Here is a 19,355-nt window from a genome sequence, read left to right as displayed (position 1 = left end):
CGTCCACCGTCTGCTAGCATCTGATCAGCAGTGCGCTCCGGCGCGCTGACTTCGCGTGTCCACAGCGCCGTCACCGGCGCGGCACCCGACCATCGGTCTCGCTCTCACGAGCGGGCGGTCGCGTGCCAGGGCACCAGGGACCACGACCGACGGTCGTGATCGACACAACCGCAACAGGTCCGCAGCGACGTGCGAGAGCACGGCTGCGCGCCGAGAAGACAGAAGGAGGACGGCACATGGCCGTCGTCACCATCCGCCAGCTGCTCGACAGCGGCGTCCACTTCGGACACCAGACCCGTCGGTGGAACCCGAAGGTGAAGCGATTCATCCTCGCCGAGCGCTCCGGCATCCACATCATCGACCTGCAGCAGTCGCTGGCCTTCATCGACCGCGCGTACGACTTCGTCAAGGAGACGGTCGCGCACGGTGGCACGATCCTCTTCGTGGGCACCAAGAAGCAGGCCCAGGGCTCCATCGCCGAGCAGGCGACCCGCGTCGGCCAGCCGTACGTCAACCAGCGTTGGCTCGGCGGTCTGCTCACGAACTTCCAGACGGTCTCCAAGCGCCTCGCGCGCATGAAGGAGCTCGAGGAGATCGACTTCGACGACACGACGAAGGGCTTCACCAAGAAGGAGCTCCTCATCAAGAAGCGCGAGCTGGACAAGCTCCACAAGACCCTCGGTGGTATCCGCAACCTCACGCGGACCCCGAGCGCGCTCTGGATCGTCGACACCAAGAAGGAGCACCTCGCCGTCGACGAGGCGCAGAAGCTCGGTATCCCGATCATCGGCATCCTCGACACCAACTGCGACCCCGACGAGATCACGTACCCGATCCCGGGCAACGACGACGCGATCCGCTCCGTCGGTCTCCTCACCCGCATCGTCGCCGACGCCGCGGCCGAGGGCCTGAAGACCCGCCACAACGGTGGCGACGACGAGGCTGCGGCCGAGCCCCTCGCCGAGTGGGAGCAGGAGCTCCTCGGTGGCGAGACCGCCGCGCCGGCCGCTGCGACCGCGACGCCCGCCGCCGAGGCCGAGACCCCGGTCGAAGAGAACGACGCTGACGCGCAGGTCGCCGCGAAGGAGATCGGCGAGCCGATCGCCGACGACGCGAAGAACGCAGAGCCGACGGCCGAGGCCGAGGCCGCTGCGGAGACCACCCCCGCCGAGTGACCATCGGGGGCGTCGGGCCGATCGGTCCGGCGCCCCTGCTCCACTCTCCACAAACGCTCAGTCCAGAAAGGACTCCAGTCAATGGCCAACTACAGCCTTGCTGACGTGAAGAAGCTCCGCGAGGACCTCGGGGCCGGCATGATGGACGCGAAGAACGCGCTCGTCGAGGCCGACGGCGACTACGACAAGGCCGTCGAGCTGCTCCGCATCAAGGGCGCGAAGGCCGTCGCCAAGCGCGACGACCGTGCGACCTCCGAGGGTGTCGTCGTCGCGTCGACCGACGGTGGCGCCGCGACCGTCGTCGAGCTCGCGAGCGAGACCGACTTCGTCGCGAAGAACGAGAAGTTCACCACCCTCGCCGACAAGGTCGTCGCCGCGGTCGCCGCCGCCGGTGCCGCCGACGTCGAGGCCGGCAACGCTGCGCCGCTGGACGGCAAGACGGTCGCCGAGGTCATCGACGAGGCCGCTGCCGCCCTCGGTGAGAAGCTCGCGCTCCGCACGGTCACCCGTGTCGAGGGCGACGCGTTCGAGGTCTACCTGCACAAGACCAGCCAGGACCTCCCGCCGCAGATCGCCGTCGTCATCGCCTACTCGGGCTCCGACGCGGCCGAGGCCCGTTCCATCGCGCAGCACGTCGCGTTCGCGAACCCGACCTACCTCACGCGGGACGAGATCCCGGCCGAGGCGATCGAGAAGGAGCGCGCGACCGTCGAGGCGATCACGCGCGAGGAGGGCAAGCCGGAGGCGGCCCTGCCGAAGATCGTCGAGGGTCGCCTCAACGCCTACCGCAAGCAGGTCGCGCTCCTCGACCAGGACTACGCGAAGGACAACAAGCTGTCCGTCGCGAAGGCCGCCGAGAACGCCGGCATCACGATCCAGGGCTTCGCCCGCGTCAAGGTCGGCGCGTAACGAACCCGTGACGGGGCTCGGAACCACCAGGTTCCGGGCCCCGTTTTCGCGCGCCGACACGCGCGAGCACCGACTGGAGGCGCGACCCGCCTCCGCCGGACCGGCTGCGGCCGGGTAGATTCCCACGAGACATTCGACGAAGGGTGCGACCACATGACGAACGAGAAGACCGGACGCCGCCGGGTCCTGCTGAAGCTGTCGGGGGAGGCGTTCGGTGCCGGTTCGCTCGGTGTGAACCCGGACGTCATCAGCACGATCGCGAAGGAGATCGCGGTCGCCGCGCAGGAGGTCGAGGTCGCGATCGTCGTCGGCGGCGGGAACTTCTTCCGCGGCGCCGAGCTCTCCCAGCGGGGCATGGACCGCGGGCGCGCCGACTACATGGGCATGCTCGGGACGGTCATGAATGCCCTCGCGCTGCAGGACTTCCTCGAGCAGGCCGGAGCCGCCACGCGGGTGCAGTCGGCGATCAGCATGACCCAGGTCGCCGAGCCGTACATCCCGCGGCGCGCCGAGCGGCACCTCGAGAAGGGGCGCATCGTCATCTTCGGTGCCGGGGCGGGCCTGCCCTACTTCTCGACCGACACGGTCGCCGCGCAGCGTGCCCTCGAGATCGACGCGCAAGAGGTCCTCGTCGCCAAGAACGGCGTCGACGGCGTCTACACGGCGGACCCGAAGAAGGACGCCACGGCGGAGAAGCTCCACCACGTCACCTACCAGGACGCGCTCCTGAAGGGCCTCAAGGTCGTGGACGCCACCGCGTTCTCGCTCTGCATGGACAACGGCATGCCGATGCACGTCTTCGGCATGGAGGGCGACGGCAACGTCGCCGCCGCGATCCGGGGCGAGCGCATCGGCACGGTGGTCAGCAACTGACCCCGTCCGCTGACTAGACTCGACGCCAGTACCGAAGGAGTAACACCGTGATCAGTGATGTCCTGACCGAAGCCACCGAGAAGATGGCGAAGGCGGTCGAGGTCGCCAAGGACGACTTCTCGACCGTCCGCACCGGCCGCATCAACGCGGCGCTCTTCCAGAAGATCCCGGTCGAGTACTACGGCACGCCGACGCCGCTCGCGCAGCTCGCGTCGCTGCAGACCCCCGAGGCCCGCACGCTCATCGTGACGCCGTACGACAAGACGGCGCTCAAGGAGATCGAGCGCGCGATCGCGACGTTCCCGAACCTCGGCGCCAGCCCGACGAACGACGGTGACATCGTCCGCGTGACGATCCCGGAGCTCACGCAGGACCGCCGCAAGGAGTTCGTCAAGCTCGTCCGGAGCAAGGGCGAGGACCACAAGGTCGTCATCCGCAACATCCGCCGCAAGGCCAAGGACGACCTCGACGCGCTGAAGGGCGAGATCTCGGACGACGAGATCTCCCGTGGCGACAAGGACCTCGAGGCCCTGACGAAGAAGCACGTCGACCAGATCGACGACTCGCTGAAGAAGAAGGAAGCCGAACTCCTCGAGGTCTGATGCACCGTCCGGACCAGGGCGGTGACCGCCCCACAGCAGAGAAGCGTTCCGCCAAGGGGCTGCGTCAGGACTTCGACGCGCGCGCACGAGCCGCACGCACTGACTTCGAGGCGCAGCTCCGGCAGCGGAAGGCCGACTTCGGCGCCCGCAACGAGGCGCTGACGGCACGCACCGGACGCAACCTGCCGGCCGCGATCGGGATCGCCCTGGCGTTCGCGGTCGTGATGCTCGGCTCGTTGCTCATCTGGAAGCCGTCGTTCATGGTCGTCGGGGCGTTCCTGCTCGGCGTCGGCGTCTACGAGCTCGCGAGCGCCATGCGGTTCGCCGGGCGCGACGTGCCGCGCATCCCGAGCGTCATCGTGAGTGTGGCGATCGTGCCGGCGGCGTTCATCGGCGGTCAGATCCCGGCGCTGTTCACGCTCCTCGGCGGCATCGTGTTCATCAGCCTCTGGCGCCTGGTCGAGGTCGCGATCGCGCGTCCGAAGCCGGCCGTGGGGAACGTAGTGCGGGACCTCACGAACGGCTTGTTCGTACAGGCCTACATCACGCTCCTCGGCGCCTGCGTGGTGCTGCTGGCGGCACAGCCCAGCGGGCAGCTCTGGGTGATCGGCTTCATCCTCGTGGTCGTCGCGGTCGACACCGGCGCGTACGCCACCGGGCTCAACCTCGGCAAGCACCCGATGGCGCCCCGGATCAGCCCGAAGAAGACGTGGGAGGGATTCGCGGGCTCGGTCGCCGCCAGCATCATCGTCGGCATCCTCGTCTCGTGGCTCATGCTCGGGCTGCCCTGGTGGACGGGCATCATCCTCGGCGTGCTCATCTCCGGGTCCGCCACGCTCGGCGACCTCACCGAGTCGATGATTAAGCGCGACCTCGGCATCAAGGACATCTCGTCGTTCCTGCCCGGGCACGGTGGACTCCTCGACCGCATCGACAGCATCCTGCCGTCCGCCGCCGTCGCCTACGTGCTGTACCTCGTCGTCCACCACTGAACGGACCCCTGGCCCACGCTCCAGCGCGTCCAGGTCACACCATGGTCCGGTCCTGGCAGAATGTCGCCGTGGCCACCACCTTCCCGAACGCAGACCGCTCCGCCCTCGGATACGACGTCGACGAGGTCGAGCGCTTCCTCGAGGACGCCCGCCGCGCCTACACGGCGAACGACACCGCTCCGGCGATCGAGGCCGCGAAGATCCGGGCCACCGCCTTCTCGATGCGCAAAGGCGGCTACTCCACCGCACACGTCGACGCCGCACTCGAACGGCTCGAGGACGCCTTCGCGGCTCGTGAGCGCGAGCGGGAGATCGCGGAAATCGGGCAGAAGGCCTGGTACGCCGAAGCGCGGTCGAAGGCCTCCGACGTCGTGGCGCGTCTCGAGCGTCCGGACGGGCAGCGCTTCGGTCGCGTCAGCTTCCTCGGCACCGGGTACCACCCGAAGGACGTCGACGCCTTCGCGAAGCGGCTCGAGGGCTACTTCCGCGACGGCAAGCCGCTCAGCCTGACCGAGGTCCGCTCGATCGTCTTCCGACCCAAGCATGGCGGCTACCGCGAAGCGCAGGTCGACGCGCTGCTCGACGCGGTCGTCGAGGTCATGCTCGCTGTCCGCTGACGACGCGCTGGTGGCGGGTGCTTCGCTTTCCGTGATCGTTCCGTTATCCTGGTCGAACTCATGGGCAGGCACACGGCAGACATCAGCTCCGACCGCGATACCCGCGAGCACCTCGGCCTCACGGCCGCCGGTGAGCGCCGCGCGGCACTGAACCGAACCCGCACGGCGGAGAACTCGGTCCTCCCGGCGAACCCGACGGTGGTCACGGCATCGGTGCCGACCGCTCCGGCCGTCGCCCCCAAGTCGGTCGCGGCGAACCGCGTGTCGGACACGACGGACGCGCAGGCGTCGGTCGCCCACACGGTGCCCGCCACCCCTGCCGACCCCCGCATCGTCAAGCAGCGTCGTGCCCGCGCCGTCGCCGCAGCCGCGAAGCCGTCGTCGTCTCCGCAGAGCATGAACACCTTCGTGCGCAAGCGCGCTGCAGTGCCGGTGCTGTCCTTCTTCGCGGTGTCCGGCATCGTCGTCGGCTCGCTGTTCAACCCGCTGCAGCCCGACGTGGCCCAGGCAGCGGTCTCCGCTCCGGTGCTCGTCAAGGCGCCGGCTGCCCCGCAGGAGTACACGGCGCACGGCACCTACGCCGCGTTCGACGTCTCCCGCGACGCGTACGGCGTGACGCTCCCGAAGCCCAAGGTCGTCGAGAAGCCGAAGACCGAGACCGACACCACGGATGCCGACGCGGACACCGCCACGGACGAGACCGCCTCGGTGAGCGCCTCGAACACCCTCGCGGCGACCGCTGCGACGCCGGACCCGGGCAGCGCCCAGGCCATCGCGCAGGAGATGGTGGCCGCGCGCGGCTGGGGGACCGACCAGTACAACTGCCTCGTCTCGCTCTGGAACAAGGAGTCGGGCTGGCGCGTGAACGCGTACAACCCGAGCGGTGCCTACGGAATCCCGCAGGCGCTCCCCGGCAGCAAGATGGCATCGGCCGGCGCTGACTGGCAGACGAACCCGGCGACGCAGATCACCTGGGGCCTCAACTACATCTCCGGCGTCTACGGCACGCCGTGCGGTGCCTGGGGCCACAGCGTCGCGAACAACTGGTACTGATCGGCTGAACGCAGGTGCCGCGGAGCAACCGGCCGCGACGCCCTCGGGGCCGCGGTCCCGAGCAGGACGACGAGCCCACCGGTCTCGACCGGATGATGAGCTCGTGGAAGCGCACCGAGGTGCGTCGCGGCCGTGAGTACCTCGTGCAGCCCATCTCCGCCGCCTCGGCGCAGAAGGAGTACATCTGCCCGGGCTGCGGCGGCACGGTACCGCCCGGCGTGGCGCACGTCGTCGTCTGGCGTGCCGACGGTGTCCTCGGGGACGAGGCCGACCTGGCGTCCCGTCGCCACTGGCACAACCACTGCTGGAGCATCGCATGACCACCGAGATCCGGTCGAACACCGAGCTGCCGGCCCGACGCACCGACATCGAGCTCGTCACGGACGACCACCTCACCCTGGTCGGAGAGCTCGCCGAGCCGCTGGAGCACGCTGCTCGCGGCACGATCGTCACGCTGCACCCGCTGCCGACCGCGCACGGCTTCATGGACTCGCACGTGCTGAAGAAGGCGGCGGCCCGGCTCCCGGCCCTCGCGGACATCGCGGTGCTCCGGTTCAACTTCCGCTCGGTGACGTCCCCGCGCGGCACGTCCGAGGGCGTCTTCGGCGACGGCGTCTCCGAGGGGTTCGACCTGCGCGCCGCCGTCACGGACGTCGTGGACCGCGGTCTGCCGACACCGTGGCTCGTCGGGTGGTCGTTCGGCACCGAGGTGATCCTCAAGCACGCGCTCGAGCACGTCGAGGCCGGCCGGGTCGCCGGTGTCGTCCTGCTCTCGCCGCCGCTGCACCGCGCCACCGACGACGAGATCGCCCGCTGGGCGGAGGTGTCCGTCCCCGTCGTGGCCCTCGTCCCCGAGCACGACGACTTCCTGCAACCGGACGAGGCAGCACGTCGGTTCGCCATCGCGCCGAACGTCCGTGTCGTCCCGGTCGAGGGGGCGAAGCACCTCTGGGTGGGGGAGAAGTACGTCCGGATCGTGCTCGACGCGATCGCGGACCTCGTCGTGCCGGGCAGTGCACCGCTGCCGACGCACGTCACCGACTGACGGACGGGCCGGGTCGCGGGGAACGGGTCGCGTCGCCGACGCGGGCCGGTCCAGGAGGCGCGGGTCGCGCCTCCTGGACCGGCCGACGCTCAGCGCGTGGTCGCGTCCTCGTCGTCGGTGACCGTCGCGTCGTCGGTGACCGACTCGTCGTCGGGCTCGATCACGAGCTCGGCCGGCTCCGCGGCGTCGACCGACGGTGCCGTGCCGAGCAGACCGGTCGCGTTGGTCAGGACCCCGCGGAGGTTCTCGAGGTAGCCGGCGACGGCGTCGCGTTCGGTCCGGATGGCCGCGAGGCGGTCCTCGGACTCGGCGATGATCGCGGCGGTGCGCTCCTCGGCATCGGCGATCATCTTGTGCACGCGGTCCTGGGCGTCCGCGACGATCGTGCGTGCGTGCTCCTGCGCGTCCGAGGTGCTGGAGCGCTCGAGGTCGTCGGCCTCCTGCTGGAGGCGCTCGGCCCGTTCGCGTGCCTCGGTCGCGCGGCGCGTCGCCTCGGCGAGCTGCAGGTTCGCCTCGTCGAGGTACTTCTGCGTCTCGGTGACCGTGTCGTGGTGCTTCTGCAGGTAGTCCTGCTCGGCGTCGTCGCGTCGGGCGGCGAGTTCCGACTCGAGGGTCGTGCGGGCCTCGTCGCGTTCGCGGGCGATCTCGGCACGGACCTCGTCGCGCTCGCGGGTGAGGTCGGCACGGGCCGTGTCGATCTCCTGCCGGAGCGCCGTGCGCTCGGCCTCGAGCGTGCCGAGCTCGGCGGTGCGGCGGTCGGCGATCTCGGTGTCGACCTCGGCGTGTTCGCGTTCGCGGCGGGCGGCGAGTTCGTTCTCGTGCTCGCGGGCGGCGCGTTCCGCGGTCGCCTCGGCCTCGGCGCGCTCCCGCTCGATGCGCGTCGCGTGCTCGTCGAGTTCGCGGGCGATGCGGTCCGCGGTCTCCTGCACCAGCCGGGCGTTCTCGGTGCGGGTCTGCTCCTCGTCGACGCGGAGCTGGGCGCGTGCAGCCTCGATCTCCTGCTCGAGCGCGGCGCGGGCCGAGGCGAGTTCGCGGTCCCACTCGGCGCGGGCGGCCGCGAGCTCCTCGTCGAGGACACGGCGGCGGTCGGCGAGCTCGGTGTCGAGCTCGGCGCGACGGCGGTCGACCTCGGCGGCGAGGTCGGCGCGTCCGGTCTCGAGCTCGAGCGCGTGGGCCTGCTGCTCGTCGTCGCGCTCACGGTGCCAGGCGGCGCGACCCTCGGCGATCTCGCGCTCGAGGGCGTCGCGGCGGGTGGTCTCGTCGCGGTCGAGGTCCTCGACGCGGCGGGCGTGGTCGGCCTCGAACACGCTGCGGCGGTGCTCGGTCTCGCGGTCGAGGTCGGCGGCGGCGCGACGGGCCTCGGCGGACTCGCGCTGGGTGACCTCGCGGAGCTCGGCGACCTCGTGCTCGACCTGGGCGCGCAGCGCGTTCGTCTCGCGGATCGCGACCGAGCGGACCTCGGCCGCCTCGGTCACGGCGGCACCGCGGATCGCGGCGGCCTCGTTGCGGGCGTCCTGCGTCAGGAGCCCGGCCTCGGCGCGGGCGCGTTCGACGGTGTCGGCCGACTCGGCGCGGGCACGGGTGAGCTCGTTCGTCGACCGGGTGCGGGCGTCCTCGAGCGTGTCGCGGGCTTCGTCCTGCGCCTCGCGCAGGGTGCGGTCGGCCTCGGCGCGGCTCGAGGCACGGAGCCGCTGCGCGTCGATGTCGGCCTGGCTGATGAGCCGCGTGGACTGTTCCTCGGCGACGCGGAGGGTCGACTCGAGACGGGTGCCGAGTCCGCTGTACGTGGGGGTGCCGGCCTCGTCGAGCTCGCCCTGCAGCTCGGAGACGCGTGCTTGCAGGAGTCGGATCTCCTTCGCGGCGTCAGCGCGGTCGTTGTTCGACTTGATGAGCTCGCGACGCAGATCGTTCAGCGCGCGGTCCACGTCTTCGCGGCGGTACCCGCGCAGCTCGGTCCCGAACTCTGCCTCGTCGTTCGCCACGTGTTCGCTCCTGGGTGCTCGGCGGAGGGCACAGGGAAGGCCCGGCCACGATTGTAGTGGCGTGCGGGGACGGCGGGCTGTGACCGCCGACAGCGGTAGGGGATGCGCCGCCCAGACTCCCTCGCTATCCTGGAGCGCTGATTCGCGCGCCGACACCCCACCCCCGGCGCGGTAGGGAGAAGATCCGTGCGATTCGTCCTGGCGATCGTCAGTTTCGTCATCGGTCTGCTGCTCGTCGCGCTCGCGGTCGGCCAACGGACCGTGTTCGAGCCACCATCGACCCTCGTCGCGGCATCGTCCTCGAAGAGCTCCGCCCCGGTGACCGTGATCCCGGGTTCGACGCTCAACGCCAACCCCGGCTACCAGCGCATCAACGTCTCCGGCTCCGGCAAGGTGTTCGCGGCCTACGGCAAGACGAGCGACGTCGACGCCTGGATCGGCGACGCGAAGCACACGACGATGCGGTTCGACGCCGAGCAGGCGAAGCTCGTCGGCCGCACGACCGGGTCCGAGTCCACCGTGCCGAACCCCGCGGGAAGCGACCTCTGGTACCAGGAGTACGACAGTGCCGGACAGTTCACCGTCCGTCTGCCCGAGGACGTCAGCGTGATCATCGTCGGCGACGGCACGGCCGCGGCGCCGAGCGACGTCTCGGTCACGTGGCCGCGCGACACCGCGACGCCGTCGGTCGGTCCGCTCCTCGTCGCCGGTGGCGTGTTCCTCGTCGGCGGCATCGTCCTGCTCGTCTGGGCGTTCGTGCACCAGCGTCGTGGTCGCGGACCGCGCCGCCGCAGCGGGGGCTCCCGCCCGCCGCGCGTGCGTGCCTCACGCCGTGCCGCGGCCGCCGGCGCCCAGGTACCGGTCCGCGGTCGTCGCGGCCGCCGGGCGTTCGTGGCGATCCCGGTCCTGCTCGTCGGGGCCCTCGGTCTCGCCGGCTGTTCGTCCGACTACTGGCCGCAGGGGGCGTCCGCGGCCAGCCCGACGCCCACCGCGACGGCGACCGGGACGGCTGCGCAGACCGAGCCGACCGCCGCCACGAAGCAGCAGATCACCCGGATCGTCCAGCGGGTCGCGTACGTGGCGAAGCGTGCCGACGACGCTCGCGACGCGAAGCTCGCCGAGCAGCGGTTCACGGGTGCGGCCCTCGACCTGCGCGCGGCGAACTACACGATCCGCGGCAAGGACTCGGACGTCGACGCCCCGCCGACGATCTCGGGGGAGCAGGTGTGCGTGGCGCTGCCGCAGCAGACCGACTCGTGGCCGCGCACCGTGTTCGCGGTCGTCGCCGAGGACTGCGACGCGAAGTCGGCCCCGCAGGCGCTGACGCTCGTGCAGGACTCCGCCCGCGACGACTACAAGGTCGCCTACGACGTCTCGCTCGAGGCCGCGGCGAAGATCCCGAGCCTCGCGCCCACGTCGATCGGCGCCGCCCTGCTCGCGTCGAACACGAAGCTGCTCGCCATCGCACCCGACGAGATCGCGAAGGCGTACGGCAACATCCTCTCCAAGGACAAGGACAGCTCGTACGCGTCGCTGTTCCAGGCGGACGGCGACGGCCTCCGGTCGACCATCGGCAAGGCCTACAAGGACAAGAAGTCCGAGTCGCTGCCGGACACCGCGAAGATCGAGTACTCGTCCGAGGTCCCCGACGACAGCGCCGTGGCGATCGCGACGGACGGTGCCGGAGCGCTCGTGTCCGCCGACCTGAACGAGGTCGAGAAGGTCACGCCGACCGCGGCCGGCGCCGAGGTGAACACCGAGGGTGCGGTGAAGGCGCTCTCCGGTGTCGACTCCAGCACGAAGGGCATCAGCGCGACCTACGGCGTGCAGCTGCTCTTCTACGTGCCCCCGGTGGGCACCGATGACAAAGTGGTCCTGCTCGGGTTCACGCAGGGCCTGACAGCAGCGAGTGAGGTGCAATGACCAACGTCCCCCCGACCCCGTCCGGTCTCCGCGGAGCCGTCGACCTGTCGTCCCTGGTGGACCGCGCCCAGCGGCCGCCCCAGCCCGGCGGGGCCGCTGCCGGCGGCCCCGGGTCCGGCGTCGCCGCCGGTGCTCCCGGCAGCGAGACCGGTGCCGACCTGACCGTCCCGTCGCTCGTCCTCGACGTCACCGACCAGACCTTCCAGGACGTCCTGCAGCTCTCCACGATCGTCCCCGTGATCGTCGACATCTGGGCCGAGTGGTGCGGGCCGTGCAAGCAGCTCTCGCCGATCCTCGAGCAGCTCACCGCCGAGTACGACGGCCGCGTGCTGCTCGCCAAGGTCGACGCCGACACGAACCCGCAGCTCGTGCAGGCGTTCCAGGCGCAGTCGATCCCGACCGTGGCCGCGCTCATCGGCGGACGCCCCCTCGGGCTCTTCGTCGGTGCGCTGCCCGAGGCGCAGGTCCGCGACGTCTACGAGCAGGTCCTGGCCGCTGCCGCCGAGAACGGTGTCTCCGGCCGCGTCACGGTCGACGGAGCGGCCCCGGCCGACGCCGTCGAGCAGGGTGAGCCCGAGCCGGAGCCGCTGCCGCCGCACCACCAGGCCGCGTACGACGCGATCGAGCAGGGCGACTACGCCACCGCGATCCAGGAGTACAAGACCGCGATCGCGCAGGACCCGCACGACCAGATGGCCGTCGCCGGGCTCGCACAGGTGTCGCTGCTCGACCGGCTGAACGGTCGCACCGCTGACGACATCCGGGCTGCTGCGGCCGCCGGGCCCTCCGACGTGCAGGCGCAGCTCGCGGTCGCCGACCTCGACATCTCGGGCGGGCACGTCGACGACGCGTTCGGCCGGCTGCTCGACCTCGTCCCGACGGTGTTCGGGGACGAGCGCGAGGCGCTCCGCGCGCGGCTCGTCGAGTACTTCGAGCTGATCGGCACCGAGGACCCGCGCGTGGTCGCCGCGCGCCGGCGTCTGGCGAGCGCCCTGTACTGAGCGCCGACGCGCCGGCGCGCCGGCGCCGGGCGCGCGGGGCGCGCCGGGCGCGCCGACGCGAGCGTCGAACCACGAAACCGACGTCGAACCACGGTCGCACCCTGGTTCGACGTCGGTTTCGTGGTTCCACACCGTGGTCCTGCACCGCGGTCGTGGTCGCGTCCGGGACGCGACCGCACGACGGACGGGAGGCGCGGTGCCGACTGGCACCGCGCCTCCCGTCCGTGTCGTGCGCGGGGCTAGCGCGCCAGCTTCAGCCAGACCGCGCCGAGCGGCGGCACCACGAGGTGCGCGGACGCCGGACGCCCCGCCCACGGGGTGTCGTCGGCCGTGACCACGCCGAGGTTCCCCACGCCCGACCCGCCGTACTCGGAGGCGTCGGTGTTGAGGACCTCGTGCCAGGCACCGGCCGCCGGCAACCCGAAGCGTCGCTCGACCGGCACACCGGAGAAGTTCACGAACACCGCGAGCCGGTCGTCGCCGTCCTTCCGCAGGAACCCGAGCGTCGAGTGCGGCGCGTCGCCACCCTCGATCCACTCGAAGCCGTCGGCCGTGGCGTCGTGCGTCCAGAGCGCCGGCGTCTCGCGGTACACCCGGTTGAGCGAGGACACGAGGTCCTGCACACCGCGGTGCCCCGGGTCGTCCAGGAGCCACCAGTCCAGTCCGCGCGCCTCGGACCACTCGCTGGGCTGGGCGAACTCCTGCCCCATGAAGAGCAGCTGCTTGCCGGGGTGCGCCCACATGAACGCGAGGTAGGCCCGCACGTTCGCGAGCTTCTGCCACTCGTCGCCGGGCATCTTGCCGTAGAGCGATCCCTTGCCGTGCACGACCTCGTCGTGGCTGATCGGCAGGGTGAACTGCTCGCTGAACGCGTACACGAACGAGAACGTGATCTCGTCATGGTGGTAGCTGCGGTACGCCGGGTCGCGCTCGATGTACTGCAGGGTGTCGTGCATCCAGCCCATGTTCCACTTCTGGCCGAACCCGAGACCACCCGCGCTGGTCGGCTGCGTGACGCCCGGCCACGAGGTGCTCTCCTCGGCGATCATCACGATGCCCGGGTAGCGCTTGTACGCGGTCGCGTTCGTCTCCTGCAGGAACGAGATCGCCTCGAGGTTCTCGCGTCCGCCGTGGATGTTCGGCAGCCACTCGGTGCGCGAGTAGTCGAGGTACAGCATCGAGGCGACGGCGTCCACGCGGAGCCCGTCGATGTGGAACTCCTCGAGCCAGTAGAGCGCGTTCGCGACGAGGAAGTTGCGGACCTGCGGCTGTCCGAAGTCGAACACGTACGTGCCCCAGTCGAGCTGCTCGCCACGGCGGGGGTCCGGGTGCTCGAACAGCGCGTAGCCGTCGAACTTCGCCAGGGCCCACTCGTCCTTCGGGAAGTGCCCGGGGACCCAGTCCATGATCACGCCGATGCCGGCGGAGTGCAGCCGGTCGACGAGGTACCGGAGGTCGTCGGGGGAGCCGAACCGGGCAGTCGGGGCGTAGTAGCCCGTGACCTGGTAGCCCCACGATCCGCCGAAGGGGTGCTCGGCGAGCGGCAGGAACTGCACGTGGGTGAAGCCCGTGTACTGGACGTGGCCGATGAGTTGATCGGCGACCTCGCGGTAGGACAGCCCCGGACGCCACGAACCGAGGTGGACCTCGTAGACGCTCATCGGACGGTCGTGCGTGGTCGTCCGTGCCCGGTGCTCCATCCACTGCGCGTCGCCGTCGGACCACTCGTGGTGCGACTCGTCGATCACGGAGGCGGTCAGCGGCGGGACCTCGGTCCGCCGGGCGAACGGGTCGGCCCGCTCCACCCAGCCGGAGTCGGTGAGGAGCTGGAACTTGTACCGCTGACCGACGAGGGCGCCGGGCCAGAACAGCTCCCAGACACCGAGGTCGGTCAGGCGACGCATCGCGGTGGTGCGGCCTTCCCAGCCCTCGAAGTCACCGATCACCCGGGCTGCGGTCGCCCGCGGGGCCCAGAGCGTGAACGAGACGCCGTCCACGCCGTCGACCGTGGTGACGTGCGCGCCGAGGTGGTGCCACAGCTGCTCGTCACGGCCCTCGCCGAAGAGGTGCAGGTCGAGCTCGCCGATCGTCGGGGGGAACCGGTAGGCGTCGTCGGTCGTCCAGGTGATGTCGTCGCTGTCGGTCGACGGGTCCGGGTCGTAGTCGGCCTCGACCCGGTACCGTCCGAGCTCGCCGGGGGTCGCGCCGGCCCAGAGGCCGTCGCCCTCGTGCGTGAGCTCGACGTCGTGGCCGTCCGGCCGTACGATCCGCACGGCGGTCGCGAGGTGGCGGACCACACGGACGCTCGTGCCGCCGTCGACGGGGTGCGGTCCGAGGACGTCGTGGGGCTGGGACCAGCGGGCCTCGGCGACCTGCTGGCGGAGCCACTCCTCGACGGGGGCGGGACGCGGGCCGGTCGTCTCCGGCGTGGTGTCGGTCGGACGGGAGGCGCGGGTCGACCCCGCCTCGCTCGTCGCGACGAGCGGGCTGCCGCCTTCGCTGGTGGGCGCGTCCGCCCCGTCGCCGGGGCCGTCCGTGTCGCCCGCGTCGGCCGACGTCGCGACGCCGGTCGCGCCTCCTGTGCCGTCACCGGCGGCCGCGGACCGCTCGACGGACTCGACCGCCTCGACCGTGACGTGCCGCGGGTGGGCCGCGTCGGACGCGTGTCCGGCGAGCGTGGCCGATTCGGCGACGTCGCGGTCCGGCGCTTCCCGTCGGGCCGGGGGTGCACCCGGCAGGTCCTCGCCGGGCGCCGAGACACGCGGCTCGTAGCGGGGCGCAGCGGGCTCCGGGGAGGCGGTCGGACGCGGTCCTCCGGCTGCCGGCGTCTCCGGTGCGACGTGCTGTGCCGGGTGCGTCGGGCGCGGGGTGTCGGCCGGCATGCGGCGGGGCAGCACGGGCGGCGGGGGCGGCGGCACCGGCGGAACGCTCGGCCCCTGCCCGCGGTCGTTCGGCGCTGCCGTCGATGCGTCGTCCTCGGGGTGGGTGTCGGTCATCGGTGGGGTCCCTCCACGACGAGCAGGTGCACGGGTTCCTGGAACGCGTCCAGGCGGACGTAGTTCGACGATCCCCAGACCCAGCGCTGCCCGGTCACGACGTCGCGGACGTCGAACGCCTGCTCCGGGTCGAGGCCGAGGGCGGCGAGGTCGAGGTGGACCGTGGTCTCACGGGCCGAGTGGGGGTCGACGTTCGCGACGACGATCACGGTGTCGTCGCGCCCGGAGCGGATGAACCGTCCGGGCAGGTGCTTGGAGTACACGACGATCGCCGGGTCCTCGGCGTCGTGCACGTGCAGGTTCCGGAGCTGGCGGAGCGCCGGGTGCGCCTGCCGGAAGCGGTTGAGCATCGTCACGTACGGCGCAAGGCTCGCACCCTCGGCCTCGGCCAGGGCGAAGTCACGAGGCTTGTACTCGTACTTCTCGTTGTCGATGTTCTCTTCCGAGCCGGGGCGTGCGACGTCCTCGAACAGCTCGTACCCGGAGTACATCCCCCACGTCGGCGCACCGGTGGCCGCGAGCGCCGCACGGATCTTGTACCCGGCGCGGCCGCCGAACTGCAGGTACTCGGTGAGGATGTCGGGCGTGTTCACGAACAGGTTCGGACGCAGGTACGCGCTCGTCTCGTGCGAGAGCTCGTCGAAGTAGTCGGCGATCTCGTCCTTCGAGTTCCGCCACGTGAAGTACGAGTACGACTGCTGGAACCCGACCTCGGCGAGGGCGCGCATCATCGCCGGGCGCGTGAACGCCTCGGCGAGGAACACGGTGTCGGGGTGCTCGTCGCGGATCTCGCGGATGACCCGCTCCCAGAACCAGAGCGGCTTGGTGTGCGGGTTGTCCACGCGGAAGATCCGGATGCCGAGTGCGATCCAGTGGCGCAGGACCCGCAGGACCTCGGCGACGATCCCCTCGGGGTCGGTGTCGAACTGGATCGGGTAGATGTCCTGGTAGCGCTTCGGCGGGTTCTCGGCCGTGGCGATGGAGCCGTCCGCGCGCACCGTGAACCACTCGGGGTGCTCGGTGACCCAGGGGTGGTCGGGCGAGCACTGCAGGGCGAAGTCGAGCGCGACCTCCATCCCGGTGTTCTTCGCCGTCTCGACGAAGTCGCGGAAGTCGTCCTCGGTGCCGAGGTCCGGGTGGATGGCGTCGTGCCCGCCGTCGGGGCCGCCGATGGCCCACGGGCTGCCGGGGTCGTGCAGGCCGGGGGTGAGCGTGTTGTTCGGGCCCTTGCGCGCGGTCGTGCCGATGGGGTGGATCGGCGGGAGGTACACCACGTCGAAGCCCATGCGGGCGACACCCGGGAGCCGTCGTGCCGCGGTGCGGAAGTCGCCGCTCTTCCACGAGCCGTCGGGGTTCTTCTTCGCGCCTTCGCTGCGGGGGAAGAACTCGTACCAGGCGCCGACACCGGCGCGGGTGCGCTCGACGTCGAGCAACTGCGTGGGCGAGTGCGTCCGGAGCGAGGTGAGCGGCGCTTCTTCGACCTCGCCCGTGATGCGCGGGTCGTCGACGGCGGCGAGTCGTTCGGCCGGGTCGAGGTCGGTGTCGCGGATGCGCGCCGCCGCACGCGTGGCGGCGGGGGAGTCGGTCTCGTCGGCGAGTCGGTCGAGGAGCGCCGCCCCGTCGAGCAGGGTGGCCTCGGTGTCGACGCCCGCGGCGATCTTCAGGCGGGCACCGTGCAGCCAGGACGACCAGTCGTCGGCGTAGGACTCGACGTGCCACGTCCACACGCCGGTGTGGTCGACCTGGACGGTCGCTTCGTAGCGGTCGGTGCCCGGGGCGACGAGCACCATCGGGACCGTCCGGGTGCCGCCGTCCGGTCGTTCGAGGACGAGGTCGGCGCCGATGACACCGTGCCCTTCGCGGAAGACGGTCGCACCGAACGTGATCACCTCGCCGTCGAACGCCTTGCCGGGGAACCCGTTGGGCGTCGTGGGGGCGAGCTCGGTGATCGGGATGCGCCCGATCTTCGGTCGGCGGGGTCGGTCTGCAGTGGCCACGGAGCCGACGCTACCCGGCGAGCGCCTCCGCGTTCCCCGGAACGTGCCGTCCGTGGAGACCCGGGCGCGCCGTGGCGCTGTGGAGGAGCACCGCGCGACCGTCGTGCCGGAGCCGACCCGCGCCTCCTGGACGGGCCGCCGTCAGGCGATCTCGAACACGTGGATGCCCGGCCCGTACGCCGTGAACACCTGACCCGCGGGCCGGAGCCGCTCGTGGTCGCGGTGCTTCTCGCTGGACCAGGCGAGCCGGTACCCGAGCACGTCCTCGCGCACGGGCAGCGTCATGTCCCGCGTGCGCCCGCTGCCGTGCACCACCACGAGGACGCGGTCGAACGGCTCGTGCTCCGGCGTCGACTCGACGAAGTACTGCAGTGCGCGGTGGATCGGCTGGTCCCACCCCTCGGCCGTCATCGGGTGGCCGTCGGGCCCGTACCAGGACATCCGGGACGCGCCGGGGGTCTCCTGCCCCTCGACGCCGAACCGGGTCGGCCGGAGCGCGGGGTGCGCGGCGCGGAGCCGTGCGAGCGCCGAGACGGCCTCGGTCATCGCCTCGGCGTCCTCGTCGTCCGACCAGTCGACCGGGGTGAGGTCCTCGGACACGACGTAGGCGTTGTTGTTGCCGTGCTGCGTCCGGCTCCGCTCGTCGCCGGCGGTGAGCATCGGCACGCCCGCGGAGAGCATGAGCGTCGCGACGAGGTTCCGCATCGATCGGCCCCGCGCCGCCCGCACGCCGCGGTCGGCGGTGTCGCCCTCGATGCCGTGGTTGAACGAGCGGTTGTCGTTCGAGCCGTCGCGGTTCTCCTCGCCGTTCGCCTCGTTGTGCTTGCCGTCGTACGACACCAGGTCGAGCAGGGTGAAGCCGTCGTGGGCGGTGACGAAGTTGATGCCGGCGAGCGGCCCGCGTGCCGTGTCGAAGAGGTGGCGCGAGCCGGTCAGGGCCCCGGCGAGCGCGCCGATGCCGGTGGCGGGGGCGCCGTGGCGTCGCTCCTCGGCGATGTCGGTGAGCCAGAACTGCCGCACGGTGTTCCGGAAGCCGTCGTTCCACTCGCTCGTCCGCGCGCCGAACGAGCCCGTCTTCCACCCGTCCGGTCCGACGTCCCACGGTTCGGCGATGACCAGGGTGTCCTGCAGGTCCGGGTGGTTCCGGATCCGCTCGAGCAGCGGGTGCGACGGGTCGAACACGTGGTCGGCGTCGCGGCCGAGCGCCGCCATCAGGTCGAACCGGAACCCGTCGACCTGCACCTCGCGCGCCCAGTAGCGCAGGCTGTCGACGATGAGGTCGGCCGTGGCCTCGACCGAGGTGTCGAGGGTGTTGCCGCAGCCGGTGGTGTCGTAGTACGAGGCGCCGTCGGCGGTCCACCGGTAGCGGTTCGCCCCGTCGATGCCCCGGAGCGAGGTCGTCGGGCCGCCGAGGCCCTCTTCCGCGGTGTGGTTGTAGACGACGTCGAGGACGACCTGGATCCCGGCGGCGTGCAGGAGCCGGACCATGCCCTTGAACTCGCGCAGCACCGCGGAGGCGCCCTCGGCCCGCGCACCGGGGGAGGCGTGGGCCGCGTGCGGCGCGAAGAACCCGAGCGTGTTGTAGCCCCAGGCGTTCTCGCGTCCGGCGTCCCGCAGCCACCGTTCGGTGTCGAAGGCGTGCACGGGCAGCAGCTCGAGCGTGGTCACGCCGATCCGGTGCAGGTGCGCGATGGTGCTCTCGTGGGCGACGCCGGCGTACGTGCCGCGGAGGTCCTCCGGGACGGCCGGGTTCGTCGCGGTCAGGGTCCGGACGTTCGCCTCGTACACGACGACCCGGTCGAGCGGCGTCGTCGGCTTGACCACCCCGCCCCAGTCGAACGCGTCGTCGACCACGACACCCGTCCAGCGTGGTCCGGTGCCGCGCACGATCCCACGGGCGTACGGGTCGAGCAGCGGACGCTCCGCGTCGAACTCGTCGAACGGACCGGCGGGACCGTCCACGAGCAGGTGGTACGTGTCCCCGGGTTCGACTCCCGGCACGGCACCCGCCCAGACGTCGCCGGACCGCGTCAGCGGGAACGTGCCGCGGCCGTCGACCACGACCGACACGGCCGTCGCCGTCGCCGTCCGCACCGAGAACCGCGGGACGTCGGCGGTCAGGAGGAACCCCGGGGTCTCGTCGATCGCCGTCTCGTGCATGGCACCAAGGGTACGAGGACCGACGAGTAT

Annotated in this window: 15 protein-coding genes; 11 read left to right on the top strand and 4 right to left on the bottom strand. The window is 71.4% G+C overall.

Annotated features, from left to right (window positions below; genetic code table 11):
- Positions 1 to 236: 236 nt before the first annotated feature.
- The 9 genes from rpsB to ACEN8D_RS04590 all read left to right on the top strand — a co-directional run bounded on the left by rpsB (position 237) and on the right by ACEN8D_RS04590 (position 7,266).
- Positions 237 to 1,175: a 30S ribosomal protein S2 gene (gene rpsB / locus ACEN8D_RS04630; protein ID WP_413399136.1), complete on the top strand. Its 939-nt coding sequence runs from the start codon at positions 237 to 239 to the stop codon at positions 1,173 to 1,175.
- Positions 1,176 to 1,256: 81 nt separating this feature from the next.
- Positions 1,257 to 2,084 carry a translation elongation factor Ts gene (gene tsf / locus ACEN8D_RS04625; protein WP_309888856.1) on the top strand — a complete coding sequence of 276 codons (828 nt, stop codon included), beginning with the start codon at positions 1,257 to 1,259 and terminating at the stop codon, positions 2,082 to 2,084.
- 153 nt (positions 2,085 to 2,237) lie between these two features.
- Positions 2,238 to 2,957 carry a UMP kinase gene (gene pyrH, locus ACEN8D_RS04620; RefSeq protein WP_070416390.1) on the top strand — a complete coding sequence of 240 codons (720 nt, stop codon included), beginning with the start codon at positions 2,238 to 2,240 and terminating at the stop codon, positions 2,955 to 2,957.
- A gap of 47 nt (positions 2,958 to 3,004) precedes the next feature.
- Entirely contained in the window at positions 3,005 to 3,559 is a 555-nt protein-coding gene (frr, locus tag ACEN8D_RS04615) for a ribosome recycling factor (RefSeq protein WP_070416389.1), read from the top strand.
- Positions 3,559 to 4,551, top strand: a complete 993-nt coding sequence (locus tag ACEN8D_RS04610) for a phosphatidate cytidylyltransferase (protein ID WP_413399135.1) — start codon at positions 3,559 to 3,561, stop codon at positions 4,549 to 4,551. The genes frr and ACEN8D_RS04610 overlap by 1 nt, the downstream gene beginning before the upstream one ends.
- Positions 4,552 to 4,619: 68 nt before the next feature.
- Positions 4,620 to 5,168 (top strand): DivIVA domain-containing protein, encoded by a 549-nt coding sequence (locus tag ACEN8D_RS04605; RefSeq protein ID WP_413399134.1) that lies wholly within the window; start codon positions 4,620 to 4,622, stop codon positions 5,166 to 5,168.
- Positions 5,169 to 5,228: 60 nt separating this feature from the next.
- The gene (locus tag ACEN8D_RS04600; RefSeq protein WP_413399133.1) at positions 5,229 to 6,221 is read left to right on the top strand and encodes an aggregation-promoting factor C-terminal-like domain-containing protein; all 993 of its coding nucleotides are present in this window, start codon (positions 5,229 to 5,231) and stop codon (positions 6,219 to 6,221) included.
- Positions 6,222 to 6,235: 14 nt separating this feature from the next.
- Positions 6,236 to 6,541, top strand: a complete 306-nt coding sequence (locus ACEN8D_RS04595) for an Rv1322 family protein (protein WP_413399132.1) — start codon at positions 6,236 to 6,238, stop codon at positions 6,539 to 6,541.
- On the top strand, positions 6,538 to 7,266 hold the full coding sequence (locus ACEN8D_RS04590) for an alpha/beta hydrolase (protein ID WP_413399131.1): 729 nt from the start codon (positions 6,538 to 6,540) through the stop codon (positions 7,264 to 7,266). The genes ACEN8D_RS04595 and ACEN8D_RS04590 overlap by 4 nt, the downstream gene beginning before the upstream one ends.
- An 89-nt stretch (positions 7,267 to 7,355) precedes the next feature.
- On the opposite strand, the gene ACEN8D_RS04585 is transcribed toward ACEN8D_RS04590, so the two are convergent.
- Positions 7,356 to 9,248, bottom strand: coding sequence for a coiled-coil domain-containing protein (locus ACEN8D_RS04585; RefSeq protein WP_309779828.1), 1,893 nt, complete (start codon positions 9,246 to 9,248; stop codon positions 7,356 to 7,358).
- Positions 9,249 to 9,434: 186 nt separating this feature from the next.
- Here ACEN8D_RS04585 and ACEN8D_RS04580 point away from each other — a divergent pair, with 186 nt between their 5' ends.
- Both ACEN8D_RS04580 and ACEN8D_RS04575 read left to right on the top strand, forming a co-directional pair.
- Positions 9,435 to 11,171 carry a DUF8094 domain-containing protein gene (locus ACEN8D_RS04580; RefSeq protein ID WP_495601173.1) on the top strand — a complete coding sequence of 579 codons (1,737 nt, stop codon included), beginning with the start codon at positions 9,435 to 9,437 and terminating at the stop codon, positions 11,169 to 11,171.
- Positions 11,168 to 12,172, top strand: a complete 1,005-nt coding sequence (locus tag ACEN8D_RS04575; protein WP_413461835.1) for a tetratricopeptide repeat protein — start codon at positions 11,168 to 11,170, stop codon at positions 12,170 to 12,172. The genes ACEN8D_RS04580 and ACEN8D_RS04575 overlap by 4 nt, the downstream gene beginning before the upstream one ends.
- Before the next feature lie 239 nt (positions 12,173 to 12,411).
- Here the strand turns inward: ACEN8D_RS04575 and glgB are convergent, their stop codons facing one another.
- The 3 genes from glgB to ACEN8D_RS04560 all read right to left on the bottom strand — a co-directional run bounded on the left by glgB (position 12,412) and on the right by ACEN8D_RS04560 (position 19,325).
- On the bottom strand, positions 12,412 to 15,168 hold the full coding sequence (gene glgB / locus ACEN8D_RS04570; protein ID WP_495601172.1) for a 1,4-alpha-glucan branching protein GlgB: 2,757 nt from the start codon (positions 15,166 to 15,168) through the stop codon (positions 12,412 to 12,414).
- A complete protein-coding gene (locus ACEN8D_RS04565) occupies positions 15,165 to 17,165 on the bottom strand; it encodes an alpha-1,4-glucan--maltose-1-phosphate maltosyltransferase (protein ID WP_413399580.1) in 2,001 nt (666 codons plus the stop codon). The genes glgB and ACEN8D_RS04565 overlap by 4 nt, the downstream gene beginning before the upstream one ends.
- 141 nt (positions 17,166 to 17,306) lie before the next feature.
- The gene (locus tag ACEN8D_RS04560; protein ID WP_309779821.1) at positions 17,307 to 19,325 is read right to left on the bottom strand and encodes a glycogen debranching protein; all 2,019 of its coding nucleotides are present in this window, start codon (positions 19,323 to 19,325) and stop codon (positions 17,307 to 17,309) included.
- Between the last annotated feature and the right edge of the window lie 30 nt (positions 19,326 to 19,355).

The organism is Curtobacterium sp. Curtsp22 (genome assembly GCF_059492135.1).
Note: the sequence above shows the minus strand (reverse complement) of the source record. Positions and strands in the feature narration are given on the sequence as shown.